This is a genomic window from Achromobacter sp. D7-1, from assembly GCF_059760445.1.
In genome coordinates this window covers 22340-45785 of sequence record NZ_JCBAMT010000059.1, presented here as the reverse complement: position 1 = coordinate 45785, position 23446 = coordinate 22340, and the positions used below count along the sequence as shown (strand labels likewise).

The window sequence follows — 23446 nt, the reverse complement described above, 5'->3', positions numbered from 1 at the left end:
CCCCGGCGGCGCCGAGGGCGCATCCGCCGGGGGCGCCACGGGCTGCGCGGCCGCCATGATCTCGACCATGCGCGCGGCCAGCGTGTCCGGCAACTGCAGCGTGCTCAGCAGCCGACGCAGCACCAGTTCCTGCTCGGGCTGCGGCACGCCATTGTTCGCCAGGTTGTAGAGGTTGTACTTGCCTTGCTCGTCCTGCACGCGGCCGGAGAACACGGCGACGCGCTCGTCGCCGGGCCGCTCGATGCGGGTGTCCAGCACCGGGGTGGCCCAGATCTGGTCGCCGCGGGTGGTCGATTCGCGCTTGCCGTGGTCGCGCACGATCAGGCGGGCCCAGTCTATGCCGCCCGCCAGCATCGCGCGCGCCTGGACCCGCGCCATCTCGTTTTCCACGCGCCGCGTGCTGGCGGTCTGGCGCTGGAACAGCCCGGTGGTCAAGGCCGCGACGATGGCGACGATGATGAGCGCGCTGACCACGGCGGCGCCGCGTTCGCGTCCGGTCGGGCGAGCCGGGCTCATGGCAGCTCCAGCATGCGGGTGTAGCGCTCTGGGACGGCGGGCGCGCCGCGCTCCAGCGCGATCTCCAGGCCGCTGGGAGAGGCGGCCAGGCTGGCTTCGCCATCCACCCAGCCGGTCCCCGGCACCCAGGCGCGCAGCTTCAGGGCCCGCGTGCCGGGCAGCAGCAGGATGCCGTCGCCCGCGGCCGGCAGCGGACTGCGCGCCGCCGACGGCCCGCTGGCGCGCCACAGGCCGTCCTTGCGCACCTGCCATTGCACGCGCTGCCACAGGCCGTTGCCGTCGGGATCGGGGCGCAGGATCTCGAACACCGGGCCGCCGCTGGCGCGCCGCAGCAGGCGCAGGCCGCTGGTGTAGGCCTGCGCGTCCAGGCCCGCCGGGTCGAAGCCGGGGCCGGTGTAGGACAGTTCGACATCGCGCGCCATCTGGCCCAGCGTGCGGACGATGGCATCGATGTCCTCGGCCTGTTGCTCGATGCGGTCGCGGGCGCCGGACACGCTGGCCAGGCCGCGCCAGGCCATCAGGCTGACCAGCGCCATCAGCGCCAGGGCCACCAGCACTTCGATCAGCGTGAAGCCGGCTTGGGATCGGGGAGGGCGGCGCATGGCTATCGCAGACTGGACAGCAGGCCGTCGAGCTGCAACAGCACGGTGTCCGCCTGAGGACCGGCGGCATGGCGCACCTTGACCGATACCTGGCGGAAGCTGCGGTTCATCGAATTCGTAAACTCCATCTCGCATTGCAGGGCCCGGCCGCCTTGCGGACAGGGCGCGCTGCGCGTGCCCGCGCGCGGCAGGGTCTGCTCCAGCCGTAGCTGGGTCAGCGCGTTCTGCGCGGCCAGCAGCGCCAGCGTCTTGTCCTGCAGGGCGCGGTTGTTCTCCGCCATGATTCCGGTCGCGCGCAGGGCGGCGCCCATGGCGACGGCGATGATGGCCAGGGCCACCAGCACTTCGATCAGCGTGAATCCGCGCTGCCGATCAGGCGGGCGGGGCGGCCTATTGAATTTCATAGCGGCCCGCGGCGTCGCGCTGCAAAGTGACGCGGGCATCGCCCGCGCTCAACGTCAGCGTGATGGGCGCGGCGACCCATTCCGTGTTGAACACCAGAGGCCGGTCCGGATCGAGCCGCAGCGCTACCGGCGCAGCCGACCACGCTTGCGGACGCAGCACCTCGTCGCGTTCCAGTCGGTCCGGCGGCAGGGGTCGGTCTTCCTCGGCGCTCAGGCCCGGCAGCCGTCCCTGGCGTTCGAAGGACCAGCCTTGGCCGTTGGCCAGCCAGCGGATGGCGCGGCCGTCGCTGCGCGCTTCGCTCTGGGCCACGGTGAAGGCGTCGGCCAGGCGCTGGGCGTCGCCGCGCAGCCTGTTTTCGCCGCGGCCCACCGACAGGCTCACCATGCTGGCCGCGATCGCCACGATCACCAGTACCACCAGGACTTCGACCAGCGTGAAGCCGCGCTCAGAGTTCCCAGGAACCGATGTCGGCATCGCCGCTTTCTCCGCCGGGCTTGTTGTCGGCGCCGAACGAGAACACATCGATATCGCCTTTGACGCCAGGGCTCAGGTATTGATAGGGATGGCCCCAGGGATCGTTGGGCAACTTGTCCAGGTAGCCGCGCCAGTTGGTCGCGCCGTCGGGTTTCTGCACCAGCGCGCGCAAGCCCTGCGCGGTGTTGGGGTAGCGGCCGTTGTCCAGGCGATACAGCTTCAGCGCCTGCATGATGCCGGCGATGTCCTGGCGCGCGGCGACCTGGCGGGCCTGGTCGGGGCGGTCCAGCACGCGGGGCACGATCAGCGCCGCCAGTATCCCCATGATCACAATCACCACCATGATCTCGATCAGGGTGAAACCTTGCTGGCGGGCAAGCCCGCGCGGTAGCTGACGCACTTGATGACTCCGGTCTTTCAGTAGAAGCGGAGGATTGTGGACATGAAATATGACAGCAATACTCACGGCGCCGCCAAATCCGCGCAGGCGCGTGCCGCGCGCACGGCATGCATTGCCGCGGGCGCGGCGATGCCTATTTTTCGCGCGATATGCCGGCAGGCGCGGGCAGGGCGGCCGGGGCGGGCAGGCGGCTGGCGCGCCCGGCCTGTTCCACCGTCACCGCGTCCGCGGCGACCTCGCGCAGCACGATGCCGGGGGCCACTTCGCCGCCCCTGCGCCAGGCCAGCGGCGGGCCGCCGTCGATGCTGAGCACGGCGGCGCCGTCGGCGCCTGCGGCGATCACGCCCAGCACGGTGATCTGCGTGCGCATGGCCTCGTCCTTGCCGAACCACAACGCGACCGGCGTGTTGTCCGCGGCGCGCGGCGCAGCTGCCGAGACCGCGGGAGGCAAGGCGCCAGCCTTCGGCGCGAGCAGGATCGACGCCCACACGCCCAGGCCGGCGGCCAAGGCCAACACGGCAAGTACGCGGAACGCGGCGGGCAGGGTCGGGCGCAGGGACAGGGGCATGGAACGAGTAGGGCGGGTTGCGACGCGGCCGACTATAGCGTTGCTACATGACAGGCTTGCGATGGCCTGCGGCATCCGCGCAGGCCTCGGCAGCCGCGGATGCCTGTCATCGTTCGTACATGCCCCGTGTCTAGCATGCCCTCAAGTCCGGATGCCCAAGCCGGGCAGACCTCCTCTCCAACAGGGAACACCCGCATGCAAGACCAGAACCAAGCCAATCGCCGCCGACTCCTGAAAATGCTGGGAGGCGCGCCGATGCTGCCGATCGGCGGCGTCAGCCTGGCCGCGCTGCTGGCCGGCTGTAATTCCAGCGATGATGACGATGACGACAGCGCGCCGCCCGTCACGCCGGTCACTTTCAAGTCCGCCGCCTTCACCTCCATGGCCGCGCCTTCGCTGTCCCAGCCGGAATTGATGGCGCGCACCACGGTCGCCTCGGCGCTGGAACTGACCTTCAGCGACGGCTCCAAACGCAGCGTCGAATTGGGCTACGAGCCTTTCTTCATGACGGGCGACCCCGTGCCGGACGGCAAGGGCGGCAACGTCATCGCCGGTGGCTACTACAACCTGGCGGGCGCGCCCATCGTCGACAACTCGGTGCCCGCCAAGGCGCGGCAGTTCTTCTCGAACTGTCCGGACGGCATGTCGCTGCTGTCCCTGTCGGAGCCGACCAAGGTGGCAGGCGTGGCCGGCAACGCGCTGTACGCGGTGGTGCAGTTCGAATACCAGTCCATGGACCAGGCCGGCAAGGACATGTATGGCCTGCTGCCGTCGCAGATCGCGGTGCTGACGCTGTCGCAGGACCCCAATACGGGCAAGCTCAGCCTGGTCAAGTACCACACCGTGGACACCTCGTCGGTGCACGGCCTGTGGATCACCTGTGGGGCCAGCCTGTCGCCCTGGAACACCCACCTGTCCAGCGAAGAGTATGAGCCCGACGCCACCACGGCCAAGGCTTCGACCTCGTTCCAGGCCTATAGCCAGAATCTCTACGGCGATCCGGCCAAGGCCAATCCGTACCACTACGGCCACATGCCCGAAGTCACCGTCAACCCGGACGGCACCGGCACCATCAAGAAGCACTATTGCATGGGCCGCATCTCGCATGAACTGGTGCAGGTCATGCCCGACCAGCGCACCGCGCTGATGGGCGACGACGCCACCAACGGCGGCCTGTTCATGTTCGTGGCCGACCGCAAGGCCGATCTTTCTTCCGGCACGCTGTATGTCGCCAAATGGACGCAGACTTCGGGTACTGGCCCGGGCGCCGGCACGCTGAGCTGGATCAAGCTGGGCCACGCCACCAGCGCCGAAGTGCAGGCGCTGGCCGACCAGTTGAGCGCCGCCGACATCATGGACGTGCGCACGACGGATCCGCTGGATGCCGCCTTCACCAAGATCCGCTATTCGGGCAAGGACAACTGGGTCAAGCTGCAGCCCGGCCGCAACGTGGCCGGGGCCTTCCTGGAAACCCACCGCTATGCCGCCATGGTCGGCGGCACGCTGGCCTTCTCCAAGATGGAAGGCACTACCGTCAACGTCAAGGACAAGATCGCTTACAGCGCGATGTCGCGCGTGGACAGTTCGATGACCGATGGCCTGTCTCCCGGCTTCAAGGTCGAAGGCCCGGCGGCCGGCGCGGTCTACCAGCTACATATGAAGGAAGGCCAGGTCGACACCGAGGGCAAGGCGATCGACAGCGCCTGGGTGCCGGTGGACATGGCGGCAGTGCCGGAACTGGTAGGCGTAGTGCTGGCGGCGCGCGACGCGCTGGGCAACACCCACGCCGCCGACAAAGTCTCCAACCCCGACAACCTCAAGTTCTCGGAGAAGCTGCGCACGCTGTTCGTGGGCGAGGACAGCGGCGGCCATGTCAACAACTTCCTGTGGGCCTACAACGTCGACACCAAGCAGCTGTCGCGCCTGCTGTCTTGCCCGGTGGCCGCGGAATCGACCGGCTTGCAGGCGGTGGACGAGATCAACGGCTGGACCTACATCACCAGCAACTTCCAGCACGCGGCCGACTGGCAAAGCGTGCACTCGGTGGTGCGGTCGACGCTGGAGCCCTTGGTCAAGGCCAACTACAAGGACGGCTTCGGCGCGTCGGTGGGCTATCTGACCGGCGTCAAGATCGGCGCCTAGGCCCGCGGCCTGCCTCTCGCCGCGGGGCGGCTTCCTTCGGGCAGCCGCCTTTTTTTGCGCATTCCGCGCAAAAGAATCCTGATCCGTCGATCAGGCTTTCTTCTCTTCGCTTCACGGGGCTTTCACCTTTGCTGGCCATCATGTGCCCCAGCGTAAAACCCTGTTCATGACAAGAGAAGAGAAGCATGCAAGCATTGAATTGGAGAAGATGGTGCGCGGCCTTGCTGGCGACCAGCGCCCTCGCGGGCTGCGGCGGTAGCGACGATGACGACGACACCGAAGCCCCGCCGACCCAGCCGCCGGTGACCCAGCCGGATCCGACGCCCGCCGACAAGGTGCTGTTCATCGGCGTCGACGGCCTGACCTACGACGCCATGCGTCGGGGTGTTGCCGACAAGTCCCTGCCGAACATGGCGCAACTCAACGCCACGCGCGCCTGGACCGGCGGCGTGACGGACGCGCCCACGCAGCAGCCGACGTTGCTGGCGCCGGGCTGGGCGACCTTGTTGACGGGCCAATGGGCCGACCAGCACGGCGTGCGCTACAGCGTGCAGGGCGAGACGCTGCAAACGCCGACCCTGTTCCAGCGCGTCAAGCAGGCGCGTCCCGAGGCGCGCAGCGCTGCCGCCTTCAATTCGACGGTGCTGGCCGGGCTCATCGCGGGCCAGCGCGACGCAGGCTATCTGCAATCGCTGACCGACTGTGCCGGCGCGGACGATTGCGTCGCCGCCCAGGCGCGCGACCGCATTACCGAAGGCTATGACGTGGTGGTGGCGCAGTTCGGCGCGCCGGAACGCGTGGCCTCGGAGAACGGCTTCGGCTCGGCCTATGACGGCGCGATCCGCCAGGCCGACGCGGCCATCGGCGTGCTGGCCAAGCAGATCGCCGATCGCAAGGCTGAGCACCCGGGCGAAAAGTGGCTGGTGATCGTGGCTTCCAGCCATGGCCTGGGCAAGACCGGCGCCAGCGATGGCCGTCCCATGTCCTCGAACAAGACCATCCTGCTGGCCGCGAACCAGCCCGCGCTGCTGGGCGGCAGCGCCGACGATGCTTCGTTCGACGGCTTGTGGGACAACAACTGGTACGCGCTGCCCAGCGCGGCCGACGTGGCGCCGACGGTGCTGGGCCACCTGAAAGCGTTGCCGGCCGCCGCCAACTACGACATGGCGGGCACCTCGCTGGCCGGCAAGCTGGCGCTGCGCCACACCGCCGCCCGTACCTCGACCGACAACAAGAGCGTGACCTTGAGCTGGGTGCGCGTGGGCGAACCCGCCGGCGACATCGTGATCAGCCGCGACGGCGCGGAAATCGCGCGCGTGCCCGGCACGGCCGCCGAGTACGTCGACAAGGGCTTCAAGTTCGAGACCGAAGGCGTGCACACGCTGAACTACAGCGTCGCTGTCGGCAACGCGGTCAGCGCCGCGCGCACAACGGTGGCCTACACCAAGCCGCTGCCGCTGCTGGCTTCGCTGCGCACCGGCCTGACGATGCTGTTCCCGTTCGAAGGCAATATGACCGACGTCGCCGCGGGCGGCGGGGCCATCACGCCGTTCGACGGCACGCAGACGCCGGCCTACGCCGATACGGGCGTGTTCGGCAAGATGTTCAAGAACGACCGCAGCGCGGCGGCCCTGGGCGGCTTCAAGCTGGACTACCCGGCAGGCATGCTGGACGCGGCCCAGGCCTTCACCATCGGCTTCTGGTACCAGTCCGACGGCACCGCCAACGACCGTTCCATCCTGGGCAACAAGGACTACAACTCGGGCGGCAACCCCGGCATCACCATCGCGCAATGGGCGGGCCCGGTGCTGTACTTCAACCTGGCCGGCGGCGGCTCGCGGGTCGACATCAACAACGTCAAGTTCACGCCGAACAAGCCCGTGTATGTCGCGATGACCGTGAACAAGACGGCCAAGACCCTGACGGCTTCCGTCTACGACAGCGAGCTGGGCTTCTCGCAGCGCACCATCGGCACCGGCTCGGTCGACCTGACCAAGATCGCCGGCGTCTACGGGCCGCACATCGGCCTGAATGAAGACGGACGCGGCACCTATGGCGTCTGCTGCGCCGGCACCAAGGGTCCCTACACGATGTATTTCGACGACCTGGCCTACTGGTCGCGCGCGCTCACCGAAGCTGAAGTGAAGTCGCTCGCCCTGTCTGGCAAGTCCGTTTCCGAACTGTTTCCCTGATGTACCGAGGATAAAAAAATGAGCATGTCCATGATCTTGCGCGGTTTCCTGCGCCTGGGCGCGGTGCTGATGCTGAGCGCCACGCTGGCCGCCTGCGGCGGCGATGACGGCGACAGCGACGGCGGCAAAGACCCCGGCACCGGCCAGCCCGAAACGCCGAAGCCCGAGCCGACCAAACCCGAATTGCGTTGCGCGCCCTGAGCCGCGCGCCCACCCGATCCATAGGAATAGAATCCGTGACGTTCGATAAAGACCAGGTCCACGCCGGCAAGCGCCGCTTCTTGCGCAACGCGGCCGCCTCGACCGCGGGCCTGACCGCGCTGTCCATGTTCCCGCCGGCCATCCGCCGCGCGCTGGCCATCCCCGCCAACAATCGCACCGGCACCATCAACGACGTCGAGCATGTGGTCATCCTGATGCAGGAAAACCGCTCCTTCGACATGTACTTCGGCACGTTCAAGGGCGTGCGCGGCTTCGGCGACCGCATCACCATCCCTCTGCCCGAAAAGCGCTCGGTCTGGGAGCAGAGCAACGGCACCCGCGTGGTGATGCCGTATCACCTGGACAGCACCCAGGGCAACGCCCAGCGCGTGGCCGGCACGCCGCACGACTACGTGGACGCGCAGATGGCCTGGGACGGCGGCCGCATGGACCACTGGCCGCGCTACAAGCAGAACCAGTCCATGGGCTACTACAAGAAGAAGGAGGTCGAGTTCCAGTTCGCGCTGGCCGAAGCCTTCACGCTGTGCGATGCCTACCATTGTTCGACCCACGGCGGCACCAACACCAACCGCCTGTTCCACTGGACCGGCACCAACGATCCGCTGTCCTTGGGCAACGGCCCCTCGACCCGCAACCAGTGGGACAGCCTGGGCGCCTCGTCCACCGGCTGGACCTGGAAAACCTATCCGGAGCGCCTGCAGGAAGCGGGCGTCAGCTGGAAGGTCTACCAGAACCTGCCCGAGAACTTCGGCGACAACCCGCTGGCCGGCTTCAAGCAGTACCGCCGCGCCAACGAACTGGCCGGCAACGGCGCCAACGGCGCGCCGTATCCGGCCTGGACGCCTTCGATGGACGGCGCCAACCCGCTGTACAAGGGCACGGCCAACACCATGCCCGACGGCGGCTTCCTGAAGGCGCTGCGCGAAGACGCGGTCAACGGCACGCTGCCGCAGGTGTCGTGGATCGTGGCTCCCGCCACGTATTCGGAGCACCCCGGCCCGTCCAGCCCGATCCAGGGCGCCTGGTACATCCAGGAAACGCTGGACGCGCTGACGGCCAACCCCGAGGTCTGGAGCAAGACCGTGCTCCTGATCAACTTCGACGAGAACGACGGCTACTTCGACCACCTGCCGCCGCCCGCCGCGCCCTCGCTGAATGCGGACGGTTCTATGGCCGGCGCCTCCACCGTCAACACCGATCTGGAGCGCCATACCCACGCCTCCGCCCAGGACGCCGCCGACGACCGCGTCTACGGTCCCGGCCCGCGCGTACCCATGTATGTGGTGTCGCCGTGGAGCCGCGGCGGCTGGGTCAATTCCCAGGCCTTCGATCACACCTCGGTGCTGCGTTTCCTGGAAGCCCGCTTCGGCGTGGCCGAAGACAACATCAGCCCCTGGCGCCGCGCGGTGCTGGGCGACCTGACCTCGGCCTTCAACTTCGCCACGCCCAACAACGAGAAGCTGCCCGACCTGAATCTGCTGACCCGCGCGGGCTCGGACAGCGAGCGCAGCGCGCAGGAAGCGCTGAAAGCCGTGCCGCTGCCGGATCCCAGCACCCAGGCCAAGCCGGTGCAGGAGCAGGGCGTGCGCTATTCCCGCGCCTTGCCCTACGAGCTGCACACCAGCGGCCGTGCCCAGCCCGACACGGGCGCCATGCGCCTGGTGTTTTCCAACACGGGCAAGCAGGCGGCGGTGTTCCACGTCTATGACCGCCTGCATCTGGACCGCTTGCCGCGCCGCTACACGGTGGAGCCGGACAAGCAGCTGGAAGGCAGCTGGGACACAGCGGCCGACGGCGGCAAGTACGACCTGTGGGTGCTGGGTCCCAACGGCTACCACCGCCATTTCGCGGGCGACCTGGCCCTGGCCCGCACGTCGGCGCTGGCGCCGGAGATCCGCGTCTGCTACGAAATCGCCAAGGGCGACGTCTACGTCAGCTTCATCAATGGCGGCAAGGCTCCCTGCACCTTCGAAGTCGCGCCCAACGCCTACTACGCCAACCACGAGCGCTGGAAGTTCACGGTGCCCGCGGGCGGCCAGGTCGAACAGCACTGGGCGCTGGAAGGCAGCCAGGGCTGGTACGACTTCACCGTGCGCCTGGCCGAAGACCCGGCCTACCTGCGCCGCTTTGCCGGCCGCGTCGAAACCGGCCGCGCCTCGGTGACGGACCCGGCGATGGCGCAGTAAGCCTCAGGCGGCGGTCTGCGGTTCGCGCGCCTGGAAGGCCTGGGCGCACGCTTCGCAGATCGCCGCCGTGATGCCCTGGCGCGCATGCTCGCGCCGCTCCAGCATGCCGATGGCGCGCGACATCGGCCCCAGGTCCTGCGGCAGGGTGAGAATCCGCAGTTCCGGGCTGTGCTGCCAATTGGAGCCGTTGATCAGCGGCAGCAGCGTCACGCCGACCTCCTGGCGCACCAGCTCGACCAGCGTCTCGATGGCGTTGAGTTCCAGGAATTCGTTCAGCGGCACGCCCAGCCGCCGCAGCAGCCGGTCGATCTGCAGGCCGGTGCGCTGGGTGCGGTCAAAGCGCAGGAAGGGGTTCTGCGCCAGCACCTGGCGCGCGTCCGCGCCGGGCGCCGAGCGCGGCGCGATCACCACCAGTTGCTCTTCATATAGTGCGGTCCAGCGCGTGCTGGCCATTTTGCGTCCGGCTTCCACCAGGAAGGCCGCGTCCAGCTCGCCGTCCTCGACCTTGCCCGCCAGCTCGCTGGCCTTGCCCGACAGGATGCGCACGTCCAGCTTGGGGTGCTGCTTCTTCATGCCGGACACCACCTTGGACAGGGTGCCCATGCAGGACACGATGCTGCCCACGGAGACCGATCCGGCCAGTTCGCCGGGCACCGTGCGCGGCAGCCGCATGCGGTCGTAAAGATCCAGCAAGTGCTTGATTTCCGGCAGCAATTCCCGGCCGGCGGCGTTCAGGATGGCGAGCCGGCCGCTACGGTCGAAGAGCTCGCGGCCCAGTTCCGCTTCCAGGGAACGCATCTGGAAGCTGACGGCGGCCTGGGTCAGCGCCACCTGTTCGGCCGCTTCCGAGAAGGAACCGTGGTGCGCGACCGCCAGGAAAGTGCGCAGAAAGCGGATGGTACTCACAAAAATCTCTTTTATGACGGAACAAAATTTCAAATTGATTTAATTAAAGCACGGGAGTAACTTCGGCCGCTTACCCGTTATGAGACTAGCGCCATGAAATCCTTCGACTGGGGCAACCCGTATCCTTCCGTCCGCATTCCGCTGTTCGCCCGCAATGTGGTGTCCACGTCGCACCCGCTGGCGGCGCAAGCGGGGCTGCGCATGTTGCTCAAGGGCGGTAACGCCGTGGACGCCGCCATCGCCGCGGCCGCCACCATCGTCCTGGTCGAACCCGTATCCTGCGGCCTGGGCGGCGACTGTTTCGCCATCGTCTGGGACGGCAAGGAACTGCATGGCCTGAACTCGTCGGGCGTCGCCCCGGCGGCCTGGAGCACCGAATACTTCAAGCGCAAGCATGGCGTGGGCCCCAACGGCCTGGCGATCCAGCCCAAGCGCGGCTGGGACGCGGTGACGGTGCCGGGCGTGGTGGCCGGCTGGGCCGCGCTGCATGAAAAGCTGGGCAAGCTGCCGTTCGAGCAGCTGTTCGAACCCGCCATCGAAATCGCCGAGCGCGGCTACGCCGTGCCGCCGGTGGTGGCGCACAAGTGGGCCGCCGCGGCCGAGGAACTGAAATCGCAGCCGGGCTATGCCCAGGCCTTCCTGCCCGAGGGCCGCGCGCCCAAGGTCGGCGAACACTTCCGTTTCCCGGACGCCGCCAACACGCTGCGCCGCATCGCCGCATCCAAGGGCCGTGACTTCTACGAAGGCGAACTGGCCGAGCGCATCGCCGCCTTCAGCCAGGAATGCGGCGGCGCCATGACGCTGGAAGACCTGCGCAACTACCGCCCGGAATGGGTCAAGCCCATCTCCAAGTCCTATCGCGGCTACGAGCTGCACGAGATCCCGCCGAACGGGCAGGGCATCGCCGCGCTGATCGCGCTGGGCATCGTCGAACGCTTCGACATGGCCGACATCCCGGTGGACTCGGTGCAATCGCAGCACATCCAGATCGAAGCCATGAAGCTGGCTTTCGCCGACCTGTACAAGTATGTGGCCGACCCGCGTTCCATGCAGGTGACGCCGGAACAGATGCTGTCCGACGCCTACCTGGACAGCCGCGCCAAGCTGATCCGCCTGGACCGCGCCACCCATTTCGAGGCGGGCCGTCCGCACGCCGGCGGCACCATCTACCTGACCGCCGCCGACGAGAACGGCATGATGATCTCGTTCATCCAGTCCAACTACATGGGCTTCGGTTCGGGCGTGGTGGTGCCGGGCACCGGCATCAGCATGCAGAACCGCGGCGTGGGCTTCTCGATGGATCCGAAGTCGGCCAACGTGGTCGAAGGCGGCAAGCGTCCCTTCCACACCATCATCCCGGGCTTCCTGACCCGCGGCGGCAAGCCGGTCATGAGCTTTGGCGTGATGGGTGGCGACATGCAGCCGCAAGGCCACATGCAGACCGTGGTGCGCATGCTGGACTACCACCAGAACCCGCAGGCCGCCTGCTGCGCCCCGCGCTGGAAGGTCAACCGCGATTTCACGCTGGACATCGAGACCAATATGAGGGCTTCTACCATTGCGGGCCTGAAAGACCTCGGACATGCTTTGAAGTCGGTCGACGATCCGTACATGGATTTCGGCGCGGGCCAGTTCATCTGGCGCATGTCCGAAAACGACAACGAGCTTGGCTACGTCGCCGCCAGCGACAGCCGGCGCGACGGTCAGGCGGTCGGCTTCTAAACACCCAGTATTGCAGCCTCAAGGGGAAAAAACACAATGAAACGCTTGACCTTGATCTTCGGCGCCAGCTTGCTGGCGCTGGCCGCCGGCGCGGCCAGCGCCCAGAACATCCGGATCGGCCTGCAGGAAGATCCGGACGTGCTGGACCCGCACCGCGCGCGCACCTATGTGGGCCGCATCGTCTTCACCTCGCTGTGCGACAAGCTGGTTGACATCGATCCCAAGCTGCACTTCGTGCCGCAACTGGCCACCTCGTGGTCGTTCAGCCCCGACAACAAGGTGCTGACCTTCAAGCTGCGCGCGGACGCGCTGTTCCATGACGGCTCCAAGTTCGACGCCGCCGCGGCCAAGGCCAACCTGGAACGCGCCATGTCCCTGCCGGACAGCCTGCGCAAGGGCGAGCTGGCCTCGGTGGAGAAGGTCGATGCGCCTGACGCCACCACGCTGGTGCTGACGCTCAAGAAACCCGACGCCACCTTGCTGGCGCAACTGTCGGACCGCGCCGGCATGATGCTGTCGCCCAAGACCTTCACCGAGGACGTCGCCGCCGTGGGCCGCAAGCCGGTCTGCTCCGGTCCCTACAAGTTCGTCGAACGCATCCAGAACGACCGCATCGTGCTGGAGAAATTCGACCAGTACTACGACGCCAAGGACTTCGCCTTCAAGCGCGTGACCTTCCTGCCGATTCCGGACACCACCGTGCGCCTGTCCAACCTGCGCGCCGGCGACCTGGACATGCTGGAACGCCTGAATCCCTCCGACGTGCCGCAGGTCAAGAGCGACGCCAGCCTGACCTTCGCGCCGATTGCCGGCCTGGGTTTCCAGCAATTCATGTTCAACGTGGCCAACGGCAAGCGCGCCGAAGACAACCCGTTCAAGAACAAGCTGGTGCGCCAGGCGTTCCAGTACGCCATCGACCGCAAGGCCATCAGCGAAGTGGCCGGCGGCGGCATCTTCGATCCCGCGCAGCAGCCGTTCCCGCCCGCCAGCCCCTACCACAGCGACAAGTTCCCGCCGACCCAGCGCGACGTTGCCAAGGCGAAGGCGCTGCTCAAGCAGGCGGGCTTCGACCGCGTGAAGGCCGAGGTCATGTTCGGCAACAACACCACGACTTCGTCGATCGCCGAGATCGTGCAGGCCATGGCGTCCGAGGCGGGCTTCGACCTGTCCTTGCGCCCGACCGAGTACGCGGCCCTGCAGAAGGAATCGGCCGGCGGCAACTTCCAGGTCGTGATGCTGGGCTGGTCGGGCCGGGTCGATCCGGACGGCAACATCCACGCTTTCGTCACCTGCAAGGGCGCGCTGAACGACGGCCACTATTGCAACCCGGAAGTGGACAAACTGCTGAACGAAGCCCGCACCGTGCCGGACGAAACCAAGCGCAAGGCGATCTACGACCAGGCGCAGACCATCATCCAGGACGAATTGCCCGGGGTGTATAACTACTACCAGCCCTGGCCCTTCGCCATGGCCAAGAAGGTCAAGGGCTTCACTCCCTATCCTGACGGCATGATCCGCCTGAAAGGCGTGACGTACGCGCAGAAGTGATCGCGGCGCGGCAGTCACGCGCCGCGCCAGCCGGACGCCAGTGCCTACAGGCCTTGGCGTCCGGTTGTTGTTTGCGGCGGCAGGGTCCCGCGGTTTGATCCGCGCGCCCCGTCCGCCGTTCCTGTCTTACGGTTTCTCATATGCTTAAACTCATCTTGCGCCGCGTGCTCGTCGCGATACCGACACTGATACTGGTGTCGATGATCGTCTTCATGCTGCAGAAAATCCTGCCCGGTGATCCGGTGCTGACCCTGGCCGGCGAAGAGCGCGATCCGGCCGTCCTCGACTACCTGCGGGATAAATACCGCCTCAACGATCCGCTGCCCGTGCAGTACGCCGCCTGGGCCGCGCAGGTCGTGCAAGGCGATCTGGGCAAATCGCTGCGCACCGACGTTCCCGTCACCACGCTGATCGGCCAGAAGCTGCCGGTCACGCTGCAGCTGGCCGCCATGGCCATGTTCTTCGCGCTGATCATCGGCATCCCCATGGGGATACTGGCCGCGGTGCGCAAGGGCAAGCCGATCGAAATGGGCGCCAACATCGCCGCGCTGTCCGGCATGTCCATCCCCAACTTCTGGCTTGGCATCATCCTCATCATGGTGGTGTCGGTGCAGTGGAAGCTGCTGCCGGCCTCGGGCTATGTGTCGCCGTCCGAGGATTTCTGGCTGTCGATCAAGACCATGCTGATGCCGTCGCTGGTGCTGTCCACGGCCATCGCGGCTTATCTGATGCGCCATACCCGTTCGGCCATGCTGGAAGCCTTGTCGGCCGATTACGTGCGCACCGCGCGCGCCAAGGGCGTGTCGCCGCGCAGCGTGGTGCTGCGCCACGCCTTGCGCAATGCGCTGATGCCCATCGTCACGCTGGTGACGCTGCTGTTCGGCGAACTGCTGGCGGGCGCCGTGCTGACCGAGCAGGTCTTCACGATTCCGGGCTTTGGCAAGCTGGTGGTCGACGCGGTCTTCACGCGCGATTACGCGGTGGTGCAGGGCGTAGTGCTCTGCGTGGCGGTGGGTTTCATCATCATGAACCTGCTGGCCGACATCCTGTACATCCTGGTCAATCCCCGCCTGAGGCACTCATGAGCGCAATTCCTGCAACGGCCGCAGCCGTCACGCCGCCCCGCAGCCGCAACCGCGCCTGGGGCAAATTCAAGCGCAACCACATCGCCATGCTGGGCCTGGGGATCGTGCTGTTCTTCGTTCTGCTGGCCATCCTGGCGCCGCTGATCGCCAGCCACGATCCCTTCCAGACCAGCTTCACCACCATCCGCAAGGCGCCTTCGGCGTCCTACTGGCTGGGCACGGACGAGCTGGGCCGGGACATTTTCAGCCGCATGGTCTACGGCGCCCGCGCGTCGCTGATGGCGGGCCTGGTGTCGGTGCTGATCGCGCTGGCGGTGGGCGTGCCTTTTGGTCTTGCCGCCGGCTATTTCGGCGGCTGGACCGACAGCATCATCTCGCGCGCCACCGAAGCGCTGTTGGCGATTCCCTTCCTGATCCTGGCCATCGCGCTGGCCGCCTTCCTCGGACCCAGCCTGACCAACGCCATGATCGCCATCGGCGTCTCGGCCGCGCCCAAGTTCATCCGGCTCACGCGCGGACAGGTGCTGGCGGTCAAGAACGAGGACTACGTGCAGAGCGCGCGGGCCCTGGGCGCGTCCGACCTGCGCATCATCGGCCGGCACGTGTTCCCCAACGTCATGCCGCCGCTGATCGTGCAGGCCACCATCACCATCGCCACGGCCATCATCGCCGAGGCCAGCCTGTCGTTCCTGGGCTTGGGGCTGCAGCCGCCGAACCCGTCCTGGGGCTCGATGCTGAACACCGCCAAGAACTTCATGACCCAGGCGCCCTGGATGTCGATCTTCCCCGGATCGGCCATTTTCCTGGTGGTGCTGGGCTTCAATCTGCTGGGCGACGGCCTGCGCGACGCGCTCGATCCGCGTCAGGAAAAGTAATCACCATGGCAACAACAATGGACCCCAAGCGCGTCGTCCAGGTCAATGACCTGACCGTGCGCTTCAAGACCCCCGAGCGCACCGTGGAAGCGGTGCGCAAAGTCTCCTTCCACGTCGACCGCGGCGAAACCCTGGCCATTGTGGGCGAATCCGGTTCCGGCAAATCGGTGACCTCGCTGGCGCTGATGCGCCTGGTGGAATACGGCGGCGGCCGGATCGTCAACGGCGGCATGCTGCTGCGCCGGCGCAATGGCGACGTGCTGGACCTGCTCAACGCGCCCGACAGCACGCTGCAACGCGTGCGCGGCGCGGACGTGGCCATGATCTTCCAGGAGCCCATGACGTCCCTGAACCCCAGCTTCACGGCCGGCAACCAGATTGCCGAAGCCTTGCAGCTGCACCAGGGGCTGGACGCAGCCGCGGCCCGCGCCGAGACCCTGCGCATGCTGGAGCGCGTGCGCATCCCGGAGGCCCGCGCCATCCTGGACCGCTACCCGCATCAGTTGTCGGGCGGCATGCGCCAGCGCGTCATGATCGCCATGGCGCTGTCGTGCAAGCCCCAGCTGTTGATCGCCGACGAGCCGACCACGGCCCTGGACGTGACCATCCAGGCCCAGATCCTGCAATTGATCCGCCAATTGCAGGAAGAGATGGACATGGGCGTGATCTTCATCACCCACGACATGGGCGTGGTGGCCGAGGTGGCCGACCGCGTGCTGGTCATGTACCGCGGCGACAAGGTGGAAGAGGGCGGCTCGGACCAGGTCTTCGCCCGTCCGCAGCACGCCTACACGCGCGCGCTGCTGTCGGCGGTGCCGCGCCTGGGCGCCATGCATGGCACGGACGAGCCTGCACCGTTCCCGCTGCTGCGCGTGGACGACGCCAAGGCTCCGCCGCAGGCGGCCTCCGCGCCGGTCGCGGCGCCGTCCACCGTGCGGCGCGAAAACGGCCCGGTGCTGAAGGTCCGCGACCTGACCACCAGCTTCGACATCACCGGCGGCATCCTGGGCCGGGTGCAGAAGCGCGTGCACGCCGTGGAAAAGGTCAGCTTCGACCTGTATCCCGGCGAGACGCTGTCGTTGGTGGGCGAGTCCGGCTGCGGCAAGACCACCACCGGGCGCTCGCTGCTGCAACTGGTCAAGAGCAAGGCCGGCAGCATCGAATTCGACGGCAAGAACATCGGCGCGCTGCGCGGCAGCGCCATGCAGACGCTGCGCCAGCACATCCAGTTCATCTTCCAGGATCCGTTCGCCTCGCTGGACCCGCGCATGACGGTGGGCTATTCCATCATGGAACCCTTGCTGATCCACGGCGTGGCGCGCGGCAAGGCGGCGCAGGACCGGGTGCGTTGGCTGATGGACAAGTGCGGCCTGCTGCCGGAAATGATCGACCGCTATCCGCACGAATTCTCCGGCGGCCAACGCCAGCGCATCTGCATCGCGCGCGCCCTGGCGCTGAATCCCAAGGTGGTGATCGCCGATGAATCGGTGTCGGCGCTGGACGTCTCGATCCAGGCGCAGATCGTCAACCTGTTGCTGGACCTGCAGCGCGAGCTGGGCGTGTCGTTCCTGTTCATCTCGCACGACATGGCGGTGGTCGAGCGCGTCAGCCACCGGGTGGCGGTGATGTACCTGGGCCAGATCGTCGAAATCGGCCCGCGCCGGGCCATCTTCGAGAATCCGCAGCATCCCTATACCAAGAAGCTGATGGCGGCGGTGCCCATCGCCGATCCGCAGCGCCGCCACCGCGAGCGTTCGCTGCTGGTCGACGAGATCCCCAGCCCGATGCGCAAGCTGGGCGACGATCCGCTGGTCGAGCCTTTGGTCGCGGTGGGCGAGGGCCATTTCGTGGCCCGCCATCCTATCGGGGTCTACTGAGGCACAAGGTCGCTGGCGGCCAGCCGGCGACCGGAAACATCCGCGCCGCTGCCCGCGGGGGCGTCCCCGGGGAGCTGAAGCTAGCGCTTCTCCAGTGCCAGCTTCAGCCCGAAGGCGATGAATACCGCGCCCGTCATGCGGTCCAGGCCGCGCATCACGGCAGGGCGCGACAGCCAGCGCGCCAGCGGCCGCGTCGCGGCCACCAGCACTGCAAACCACAGTATGCCCAGCACCGCGTGGATGCCTGCCAGCAGCAGGCTGAAGCGCAGCACATTCTCACCCGCGGGGATGAACTGCGGCAGGAAGGTGATGTAGAAGATCCCGATCTTGGGATTGAGGGCATTGGTCAGGCAGCCCCGCACGAACCAGTTGCCGGCGCTGGCGGCCGTGGCCGGCGCGGGCCGGGCGGCATCGGGCGCGGCCTGCTTGTAGGTCTGCTTGTCGGCCTGTTTGCCGGTCTGCTTCCCGGCCCAGGTGCCCCACAGCAGTTTCACGCCCAGATAGAACAAGTACAGCGCCGCGCAGAGGCGCAGCGCGTCGTAGGCCAGGGTCGACACCAGCAGCAGTGACCCCAGGCCGAACGCCGCCACGGCGCCCCAGGCCAGGCAGCCTGTGGCCACGCCCAGGCCGGCCATGAGGGCGCGGCGGCTGCCTTCCACGGCGGCGGTGCGCAGCACCAGGGCGCTGTCCATGCCGGGCGTGACGGTCAGGATGGCAGCGGCCAGGGTAAAGGCGAGCAGGGCGGCGGTGGCGGTCATGGGCGGGGTCCGGTGGCGGGCGCAGCAGGGCGCAGGCGGCCAGTGTAGCGCCGCCGGGGCGCCGCGCGCAGCCGCCTGTCCCCGTGCCGCAGCGCCGCAGGCGTTATCATGGCGGCCTTCAGCAATTCGCCACATTCAACGGATTTACGCCATGGCCCTGCGCGCCACCATCTACAAGGCCGAGCTCAACGTCGCCGACACCGACCGCCACTACTACGGCAGCCACTCGCTGACGGTAGCCCGCCATCCCTCGGAAACCGACGAGCGCATGATGGTGCGGCTGGTCGCCTACGCCCTGCATGCGCACGAGGAACTGGCCTTCACCAAGGGCCTGAGCGACACCGACGAGCCCGACCTGTGGATCAAGGACCTGACCGGCGCGGTCAAGCTCTGGATCGAAGTCGGCCAGCCCGAGGAACGCCGCATCCTGCGCGCCTGCGGCCGTGCCGAAGAGGTCATCGTGTACTGCTACGGCGGCTCCGCCAGCAAGATCTGGTGGGACGGCGTGAAGAACAAGCTGGAACGCACGCGTAACCTGAAGATCGTCAACCTGCCGTCGGAGCAGACCAGGGCCCTGGCGCAGCTGGCCGAGCGCACCATGCGCCTGAACGCCAACATCTCCGACGGCGTCGTGTATTTCTCGGCCGACAAGGGCGAGGTCAGCGTCGAGCCGGAAACCTGGCGCTGACGCCAGGGTGAGGAAGGGCGCTCATGCCGCTGGGTGAGCGCGGGCTGGTCGGGGCTGCAGCGCCGCAACGCAGATTTTTTTGAAATGAGAGTTGTTATCATTTATGATGCAGCCTGTTTCGACTGCTCCCGCCGCCAGTGCCGATTCCCCCCCAGCCCAGTACCTGGCTCGCCAAGTACGCAACGATGTTCCGCGACTGGACGCGCCGCAGCGAGCATCCGCAAGAGGCGGAGGATGCGCTGCAAGAGGCCGCGCTGGGCATGCTGAAGCGGCAGGGGGCCGCGCTGGCCGACCCTTGTGCCTACTTGTATCAGGCCAGCCGCAATAATCTCGTGAGCAATCTGCGCAAGCTCGGCCAGCGCGCCGGCGTGCCGCTGCACGACCTGGCCGAACATGAACATCCGCAGTCGGCCGATGTCACTGTCGAACTTGATGGCATTCAGCTCGCGCATGCGATCGACGCCGCGTTGCGGCAGTTGCCCGAGAAATGCCGCCAGGCATACATCTGGCACCGCATCGACGGCTTGACCCAAGCCGAGGTCGCAGCCCGGATGGGGCTTTCACTCAATACCGTCGAACGCTATATCATGCGTGCCATGCGCCATCTGCGTGATGTCCTGCAAAGCGGTGTCTCGGGCTGAATCCGGCCTAATACTTCCCCCGATGAACGCTCCCTTGGATCCTCGCCTCTACAACGACCCTCGCGACGCCGCGGCGGCGTGGTTCGCGCGCGTGCGGTCCGGACGCATGGGCGACGCGGACCGCCGGGAATTCGACGCATGGTTGCAGGCCGACCCGGAGCACCGCAAGGAGTATGCGCTGCTGGAACAACTCTGGGATAGCACGGGCCAAGCGGGACATGAGCGCTTGCGCGCATTGGCCGGCGTGCCGCCAGAATCGTCTGGAAGATCTTCCGGACGCGGGCGCCGCGCGCTGCTGGGCTGGGCCCTGGCCGGCGCTGGCGCGCTGGCCGTTGGCGGCTTCGGCATAGGCATGCGCTGGCAGAGCCCCGCGAACTTCGAACAGGTCTTGACGAGCGCACATGGGCAACGCCGCACCGTGCTCCTGCCCGACCGCTCTTCCATTGACATGAATACGGACAGCCGGGCCGTGGTGCGTTTTTACCCGGACCGCCGCGAGGTCGACCTGGAAGTGGGCGAGGCCAGCTTTTCAGTGTCCGCGGATGCGTCGCGTCCCTTCATCGTGCATGCAGGCCGCGCGACGGTGCAGGTGACCGGCACGCGGTTCAATGTCCGCAGGCGGGACGACGCCACCGAAGTCGCGGTAGCCGCGGGTTCGGTCGAAGTCCGGGCCGGTGGCTGGGCGTTCTGGCGGCGGGAAACTCTGGGGCCGGGCGAAGGGCTGCTGGCGAGCCGCGACGGGCTCACGCCGGCTGCGGCCGTCGATGTCGCCTCCGTCACGGCCTGGCGCGAGGGGCGACTCGTATTCAACAATACGCCGTTGCCCGTGGCCGTAGCCGAGTTGAACCGCTACGCGCCTTTTGTCATACGGCTGGAAGGCGCGCGGCTGGCGCAGGTCAGAGTATCAGGCACCTTGAATGTGGACTCTCCCGGCAGCCTGCTTGGGCTGTTGCCCCGCATTGCGCCGGTGCGCGTGCGGACTGACGAGGAAGGCGGTCAAGTCCTGACGCCGGCACCGTAGTTTCAAATTATTACAAAAGGCGCGCGCTGGCGCTTCAGGGATTTCCATCGTTTCGCACTCGTTATCGATGAGTGCCGGCTTGCGACCGCAGCCGCGTTGAACCCGTTGGAACAAATCCCTCATGTCCCCTGTGTCTTTCCGCTCCCGCCGCCAGCCCGCGCGCGCCCGCTTTCTGCTGGGACGGCTGTCCCTCGCCCTGATTTCCCTGGCGGCCGTTCCCGCCGTTGCGCCGGCCGCCGAGACTGCTGTCATCATCAATTCGGCCCGGCAACCTCTGCATGAGGCGCTGGTCGAGGTCGGACGCCAGATGTCCATGGAACTCCTGTACGACCCTGCGCTGGTGGCCGGCAAGACCGCGCCGCCCGTCGCCGGACGGCTGACGGCGCAGCAAGCGCTGGACCGCTTGCTGGCTGGCAGCGGCCTGATCGCCGTGGTAGAGAACGGCAAGGCGGTGATCGAACGCGAGCCGGACAATCTGGATGCCGCCACGCTGTCGGCCATCACGGTGACCGCTCGGCGCGCCGAAGACGGCACCACCGAAGGCACCGGCTCCTATACCAGCCGCGTCACCAGCACCGCGTCCAAGACCGATCTGGCCTTCCGCGAAGTGCCGCAGTCCGTGTCGGTGGTCACTCGCCAGCAGATCGAAGATCAGCATCTCGTCAGTGTCAGCGACGCGCTGGAGCAGGCCGCCGGCATCACGGTGCAGCGCGCCAACTACAACTCCTTCAATTTCTATTCCCGCGGCTTCCAGATCACCAGCATGCAGATCGACGGCGGAGCGCCGCTGGCATTGGGCGCGTACACCTACGACGCTGGCCAGGATCTTGCGTTCTACGACCGGGTCGAAGTCATGCGCGGCGCGTCGGGCCTGCTGGGCGGCATGGGCGATCCGGGCGGCATCGTCAACCTGGTGCGCAAGAAGCCGCTGGCTGAATCGCAGGTGATCGTGGAGGCGTCCGCAGGTAGTTGGGACAACTATCGAAGCATGATCGACGTCACGGGTCCTTTAGGTTTTGACGGGCGGCTGCGCGGCCGTGCCGTGGCGGTGTACGGAAACAGCGACTCCTTCCTGGACAACCGGAGCACGGAATCGCCCCAGGTGTATGGCGTGCTGGAAGCGGATCTCACGCGCAACACATTGCTGACGGTGGGTGGCAGCTACACGAAAAACCGTGAGCGCGGCAATGGCGATGGTGTGCCGCGCTACGCCGACGGCCGGGACCTGGGCCTGTCGCGCTCGGCTTCGCTGACCCAGCCGTGGGCGCTGGCCTCGACCGAAACCAGGCAGATGTTCGCCCAGCTCGATCAGCGTTTTTCGGATCGCTGGCGGCTCAGGCTCAATTACACGCAAGAGCGCAGCGACACGCGTTCGACCACCGCTTTTGCCTATGGCGCCATCAGTCCGCTGGACGGTTCGGGAGCCACCTGGGGCGGCGGCCGCTATGTCATGGACAACAAGCAGGACCTGTTCGACGCCAATCTCAGCGGCGGCTTCGATTTGTTCGGGCAGAGCCATGAGATCCTGTTGGGCGTGGACTGGCAGCGCGTGGAGGGCACGTGGAATACCGGCAAGCCGGTGGACAACTGGATGGTGCCGGTCAATGTGTTCGACCGCAACGCCTGGAATCCAGACATGAACGTGCCGCTGACCACGCGCTACGAACCCTGGGGCCAGGAGCAAAAAGGCCTGTATGGTCTGCTGCGCTTCAACCCGACCTCGCGCCTGCACCTGATCGCCGGCGCCCGCGTGAGCCGCTACAAGTTCTTCCAGACCGTTTCGAACCGGAAGGACGCCAGCTCCAGTTGGGCGGTGACTTCGCGCACGGACTATGAGGAACCGAGCAAGACCACGCCCTATGGCGGGATCATCTATGACCTGGACGACGCCTGGTCGGCCTACGTCAGTTATTCGGCCATCCACAAGCCGCAGGGTTTGCTGAAATCCGGACCGGCGCCAGGCACGTCGCTGCCCGCCATCAGGGGGAAGAGCTACGAAGCCGGCATCAAGGGCGAACTGATGGATGGCCGCCTCAACGCCACGCTCAGCCTGTTCAATGTCGAACGCACCGGCACTGGCGTGATCGATCGGCGTTACCCGGAATCCTACGACGTCTGGGCGGGCAGTTGCTGCTACCAGGCGCAAGGCAAGGTCGTGAGCCGCGGCGTGGACCTGGAGATAGGCGGCGAGGTCACGCCGGGCTGGGAAATCGCGCTGGGCTACACCTTCAATAATTCCAAGGACAAGAGCGACGATACGGTGTTCAGTTCGATCACCCCGCGGCATCTATTCAAATTCTCCACGGCCTATACGCTGCCGGGCGCGTTGTCGCGCTGGCGCGTCGGCGGTAATGCCGTCATGCAGAGTTCCACTTTTGTCTCCGGATCGGTCTATGCGCCGGATGGCAAAGCCTCGCCCTACAAGTTCACCGAGTCCGGCCACGCCGTGTTCGGCCTGATGGCGCAATACCGGTTCGACCCCAGCTGGACCCTGACGCTCAACGCCAACAACGTGTTCGACAAGGTCTACTACGAACGCGTAGGCGGGGCGGATGGCGGCAACTGGTATGGCGCGCCGCGCAACTGGATGCTGACGCTGCGCGGCACGTACTGAGCGG

At 66.9% G+C, this 23446-nt stretch carries 21 protein-coding genes; 13 read left to right on the top strand and 8 right to left on the bottom strand.

Going from position 1 to position 23446, the window contains the following annotated elements; all coding sequences use genetic code 11:
- From gspK to AC6LKD_RS22465, 6 genes are all read right to left on the bottom strand, one after another.
- A partial coding sequence (gene gspK, locus AC6LKD_RS22490) for a type II secretion system minor pseudopilin GspK (protein ID WP_498117498.1) occupies positions 1-516 on the bottom strand: 516 nt, incomplete at its 3' end.
- Positions 513-1118, bottom strand: a complete 606-nt coding sequence (locus AC6LKD_RS22485) for a PulJ/GspJ family protein (protein ID WP_498117497.1) — start codon at positions 1116-1118, stop codon at positions 513-515. The genes AC6LKD_RS22485 and gspK, both read right to left, overlap by 4 nt.
- A gap of 2 nt (positions 1119-1120) precedes the next feature.
- Positions 1121-1522 carry a type II secretion system minor pseudopilin GspI gene (gspI, locus tag AC6LKD_RS22480; protein ID WP_492275618.1) on the bottom strand — a complete coding sequence of 134 codons (402 nt, stop codon included), beginning with the start codon at positions 1520-1522 and terminating at the stop codon, positions 1121-1123.
- Entirely contained in the window at positions 1509-1997 is a 489-nt protein-coding gene (gene gspH, locus AC6LKD_RS22475) for a type II secretion system minor pseudopilin GspH (protein WP_492275619.1), read from the bottom strand. The genes gspI and gspH overlap by 14 nt, the downstream gene beginning before the upstream one ends.
- Positions 1969-2397 carry a type II secretion system major pseudopilin GspG gene (gene gspG / locus AC6LKD_RS22470; protein ID WP_013393308.1) on the bottom strand — a complete coding sequence of 143 codons (429 nt, stop codon included), beginning with the start codon at positions 2395-2397 and terminating at the stop codon, positions 1969-1971. Before gspG ends, gspH begins: the two co-directional genes overlap by 29 nt.
- Before the next feature lie 133 nt (positions 2398-2530).
- Entirely contained in the window at positions 2531-2965 is a 435-nt protein-coding gene (locus AC6LKD_RS22465; protein WP_498117496.1) for a hypothetical protein, read from the bottom strand.
- A gap of 195 nt (positions 2966-3160) precedes the next feature.
- On the opposite strand from AC6LKD_RS22465, the gene AC6LKD_RS22460 reads away from it, so the two are divergent.
- The 4 genes from AC6LKD_RS22460 (at position 3161) to AC6LKD_RS22445 (ending at position 9707) form a co-directional block, all read left to right on the top strand.
- Positions 3161-5107, top strand: a complete 1947-nt coding sequence (locus tag AC6LKD_RS22460; RefSeq protein ID WP_498117495.1) for a PhoX family protein — start codon at positions 3161-3163, stop codon at positions 5105-5107.
- A gap of 185 nt (positions 5108-5292) precedes the next feature.
- On the top strand, positions 5293-7299 hold the full coding sequence (locus AC6LKD_RS22455) for an alkaline phosphatase family protein (RefSeq protein ID WP_498117494.1): 2007 nt from the start codon (positions 5293-5295) through the stop codon (positions 7297-7299).
- A gap of 18 nt (positions 7300-7317) precedes the next feature.
- Positions 7318-7500, top strand: coding sequence for a hypothetical protein (locus AC6LKD_RS22450; protein WP_013393312.1), 183 nt, complete (start codon positions 7318-7320; stop codon positions 7498-7500).
- Between the two features lie 35 nt (positions 7501-7535).
- Complete coding sequence (locus AC6LKD_RS22445) at positions 7536-9707, top strand: phosphocholine-specific phospholipase C (protein ID WP_013393313.1); 2172 nt, start codon at positions 7536-7538, stop codon at positions 9705-9707.
- Between the two features lie 3 nt (positions 9708-9710).
- On the opposite strand, the gene AC6LKD_RS22440 is transcribed toward AC6LKD_RS22445, so the two are convergent.
- Positions 9711-10613, bottom strand: a complete 903-nt coding sequence (locus AC6LKD_RS22440) for a LysR family transcriptional regulator (protein WP_013393314.1) — start codon at positions 10611-10613, stop codon at positions 9711-9713.
- Positions 10614-10706: 93 nt separating this feature from the next.
- Between AC6LKD_RS22440 and ggt the strand changes: the two genes are divergently transcribed.
- The 5 genes from ggt to AC6LKD_RS22415 all read left to right on the top strand — a co-directional run bounded on the left by ggt (position 10707) and on the right by AC6LKD_RS22415 (position 17720).
- The gene (ggt, locus tag AC6LKD_RS22435; RefSeq protein ID WP_492275621.1) at positions 10707-12335 is read left to right on the top strand and encodes a gamma-glutamyltransferase; all 1629 of its coding nucleotides are present in this window, start codon (positions 10707-10709) and stop codon (positions 12333-12335) included.
- Between the two features lie 36 nt (positions 12336-12371).
- On the top strand, positions 12372-13883 hold the full coding sequence (locus AC6LKD_RS22430; RefSeq protein ID WP_498117493.1) for an ABC transporter substrate-binding protein: 1512 nt from the start codon (positions 12372-12374) through the stop codon (positions 13881-13883).
- A gap of 140 nt (positions 13884-14023) precedes the next feature.
- Positions 14024-14968, top strand: a complete 945-nt coding sequence (locus AC6LKD_RS22425) for an ABC transporter permease (RefSeq protein WP_013393317.1) — start codon at positions 14024-14026, stop codon at positions 14966-14968.
- Positions 14965-15843 carry an ABC transporter permease gene (locus AC6LKD_RS22420; protein WP_013393318.1) on the top strand — a complete coding sequence of 293 codons (879 nt, stop codon included), beginning with the start codon at positions 14965-14967 and terminating at the stop codon, positions 15841-15843. The genes AC6LKD_RS22425 and AC6LKD_RS22420 overlap by 4 nt, the downstream gene beginning before the upstream one ends.
- A 17-nt stretch (positions 15844-15860) precedes the next feature.
- The gene (locus tag AC6LKD_RS22415; protein WP_041653435.1) at positions 15861-17720 is read left to right on the top strand and encodes a dipeptide ABC transporter ATP-binding protein; all 1860 of its coding nucleotides are present in this window, start codon (positions 15861-15863) and stop codon (positions 17718-17720) included.
- 80 nt (positions 17721-17800) lie between these two features.
- Here AC6LKD_RS22415 and AC6LKD_RS22410 read toward each other — a convergent pair whose 3' ends face one another.
- The gene (locus AC6LKD_RS22410; RefSeq protein WP_498117491.1) at positions 17801-18478 is read right to left on the bottom strand and encodes a LysE family translocator; all 678 of its coding nucleotides are present in this window, start codon (positions 18476-18478) and stop codon (positions 17801-17803) included.
- A gap of 151 nt (positions 18479-18629) precedes the next feature.
- Between AC6LKD_RS22410 and AC6LKD_RS22405 the strand changes: the two genes are divergently transcribed.
- The 4 genes from AC6LKD_RS22405 (at position 18630) to AC6LKD_RS22390 (ending at position 23442) form a co-directional block, all read left to right on the top strand.
- On the top strand, positions 18630-19166 hold the full coding sequence (locus AC6LKD_RS22405; RefSeq protein ID WP_498117490.1) for a YaeQ family protein: 537 nt from the start codon (positions 18630-18632) through the stop codon (positions 19164-19166).
- Positions 19167-19351: 185 nt separating this feature from the next.
- The gene (locus tag AC6LKD_RS22400) at positions 19352-19807 is read left to right on the top strand and encodes an RNA polymerase sigma factor (protein WP_498117489.1); all 456 of its coding nucleotides are present in this window, start codon (positions 19352-19354) and stop codon (positions 19805-19807) included.
- Between the two features lie 34 nt (positions 19808-19841).
- Positions 19842-20828, top strand: a complete 987-nt coding sequence (locus AC6LKD_RS22395) for a FecR family protein (RefSeq protein WP_498117488.1) — start codon at positions 19842-19844, stop codon at positions 20826-20828.
- Between the two features lie 121 nt (positions 20829-20949).
- Complete coding sequence (locus AC6LKD_RS22390; protein WP_498117487.1) at positions 20950-23442, top strand: TonB-dependent siderophore receptor; 2493 nt, start codon at positions 20950-20952, stop codon at positions 23440-23442.
- Positions 23443-23446: the final 4 nt, after the last annotated feature.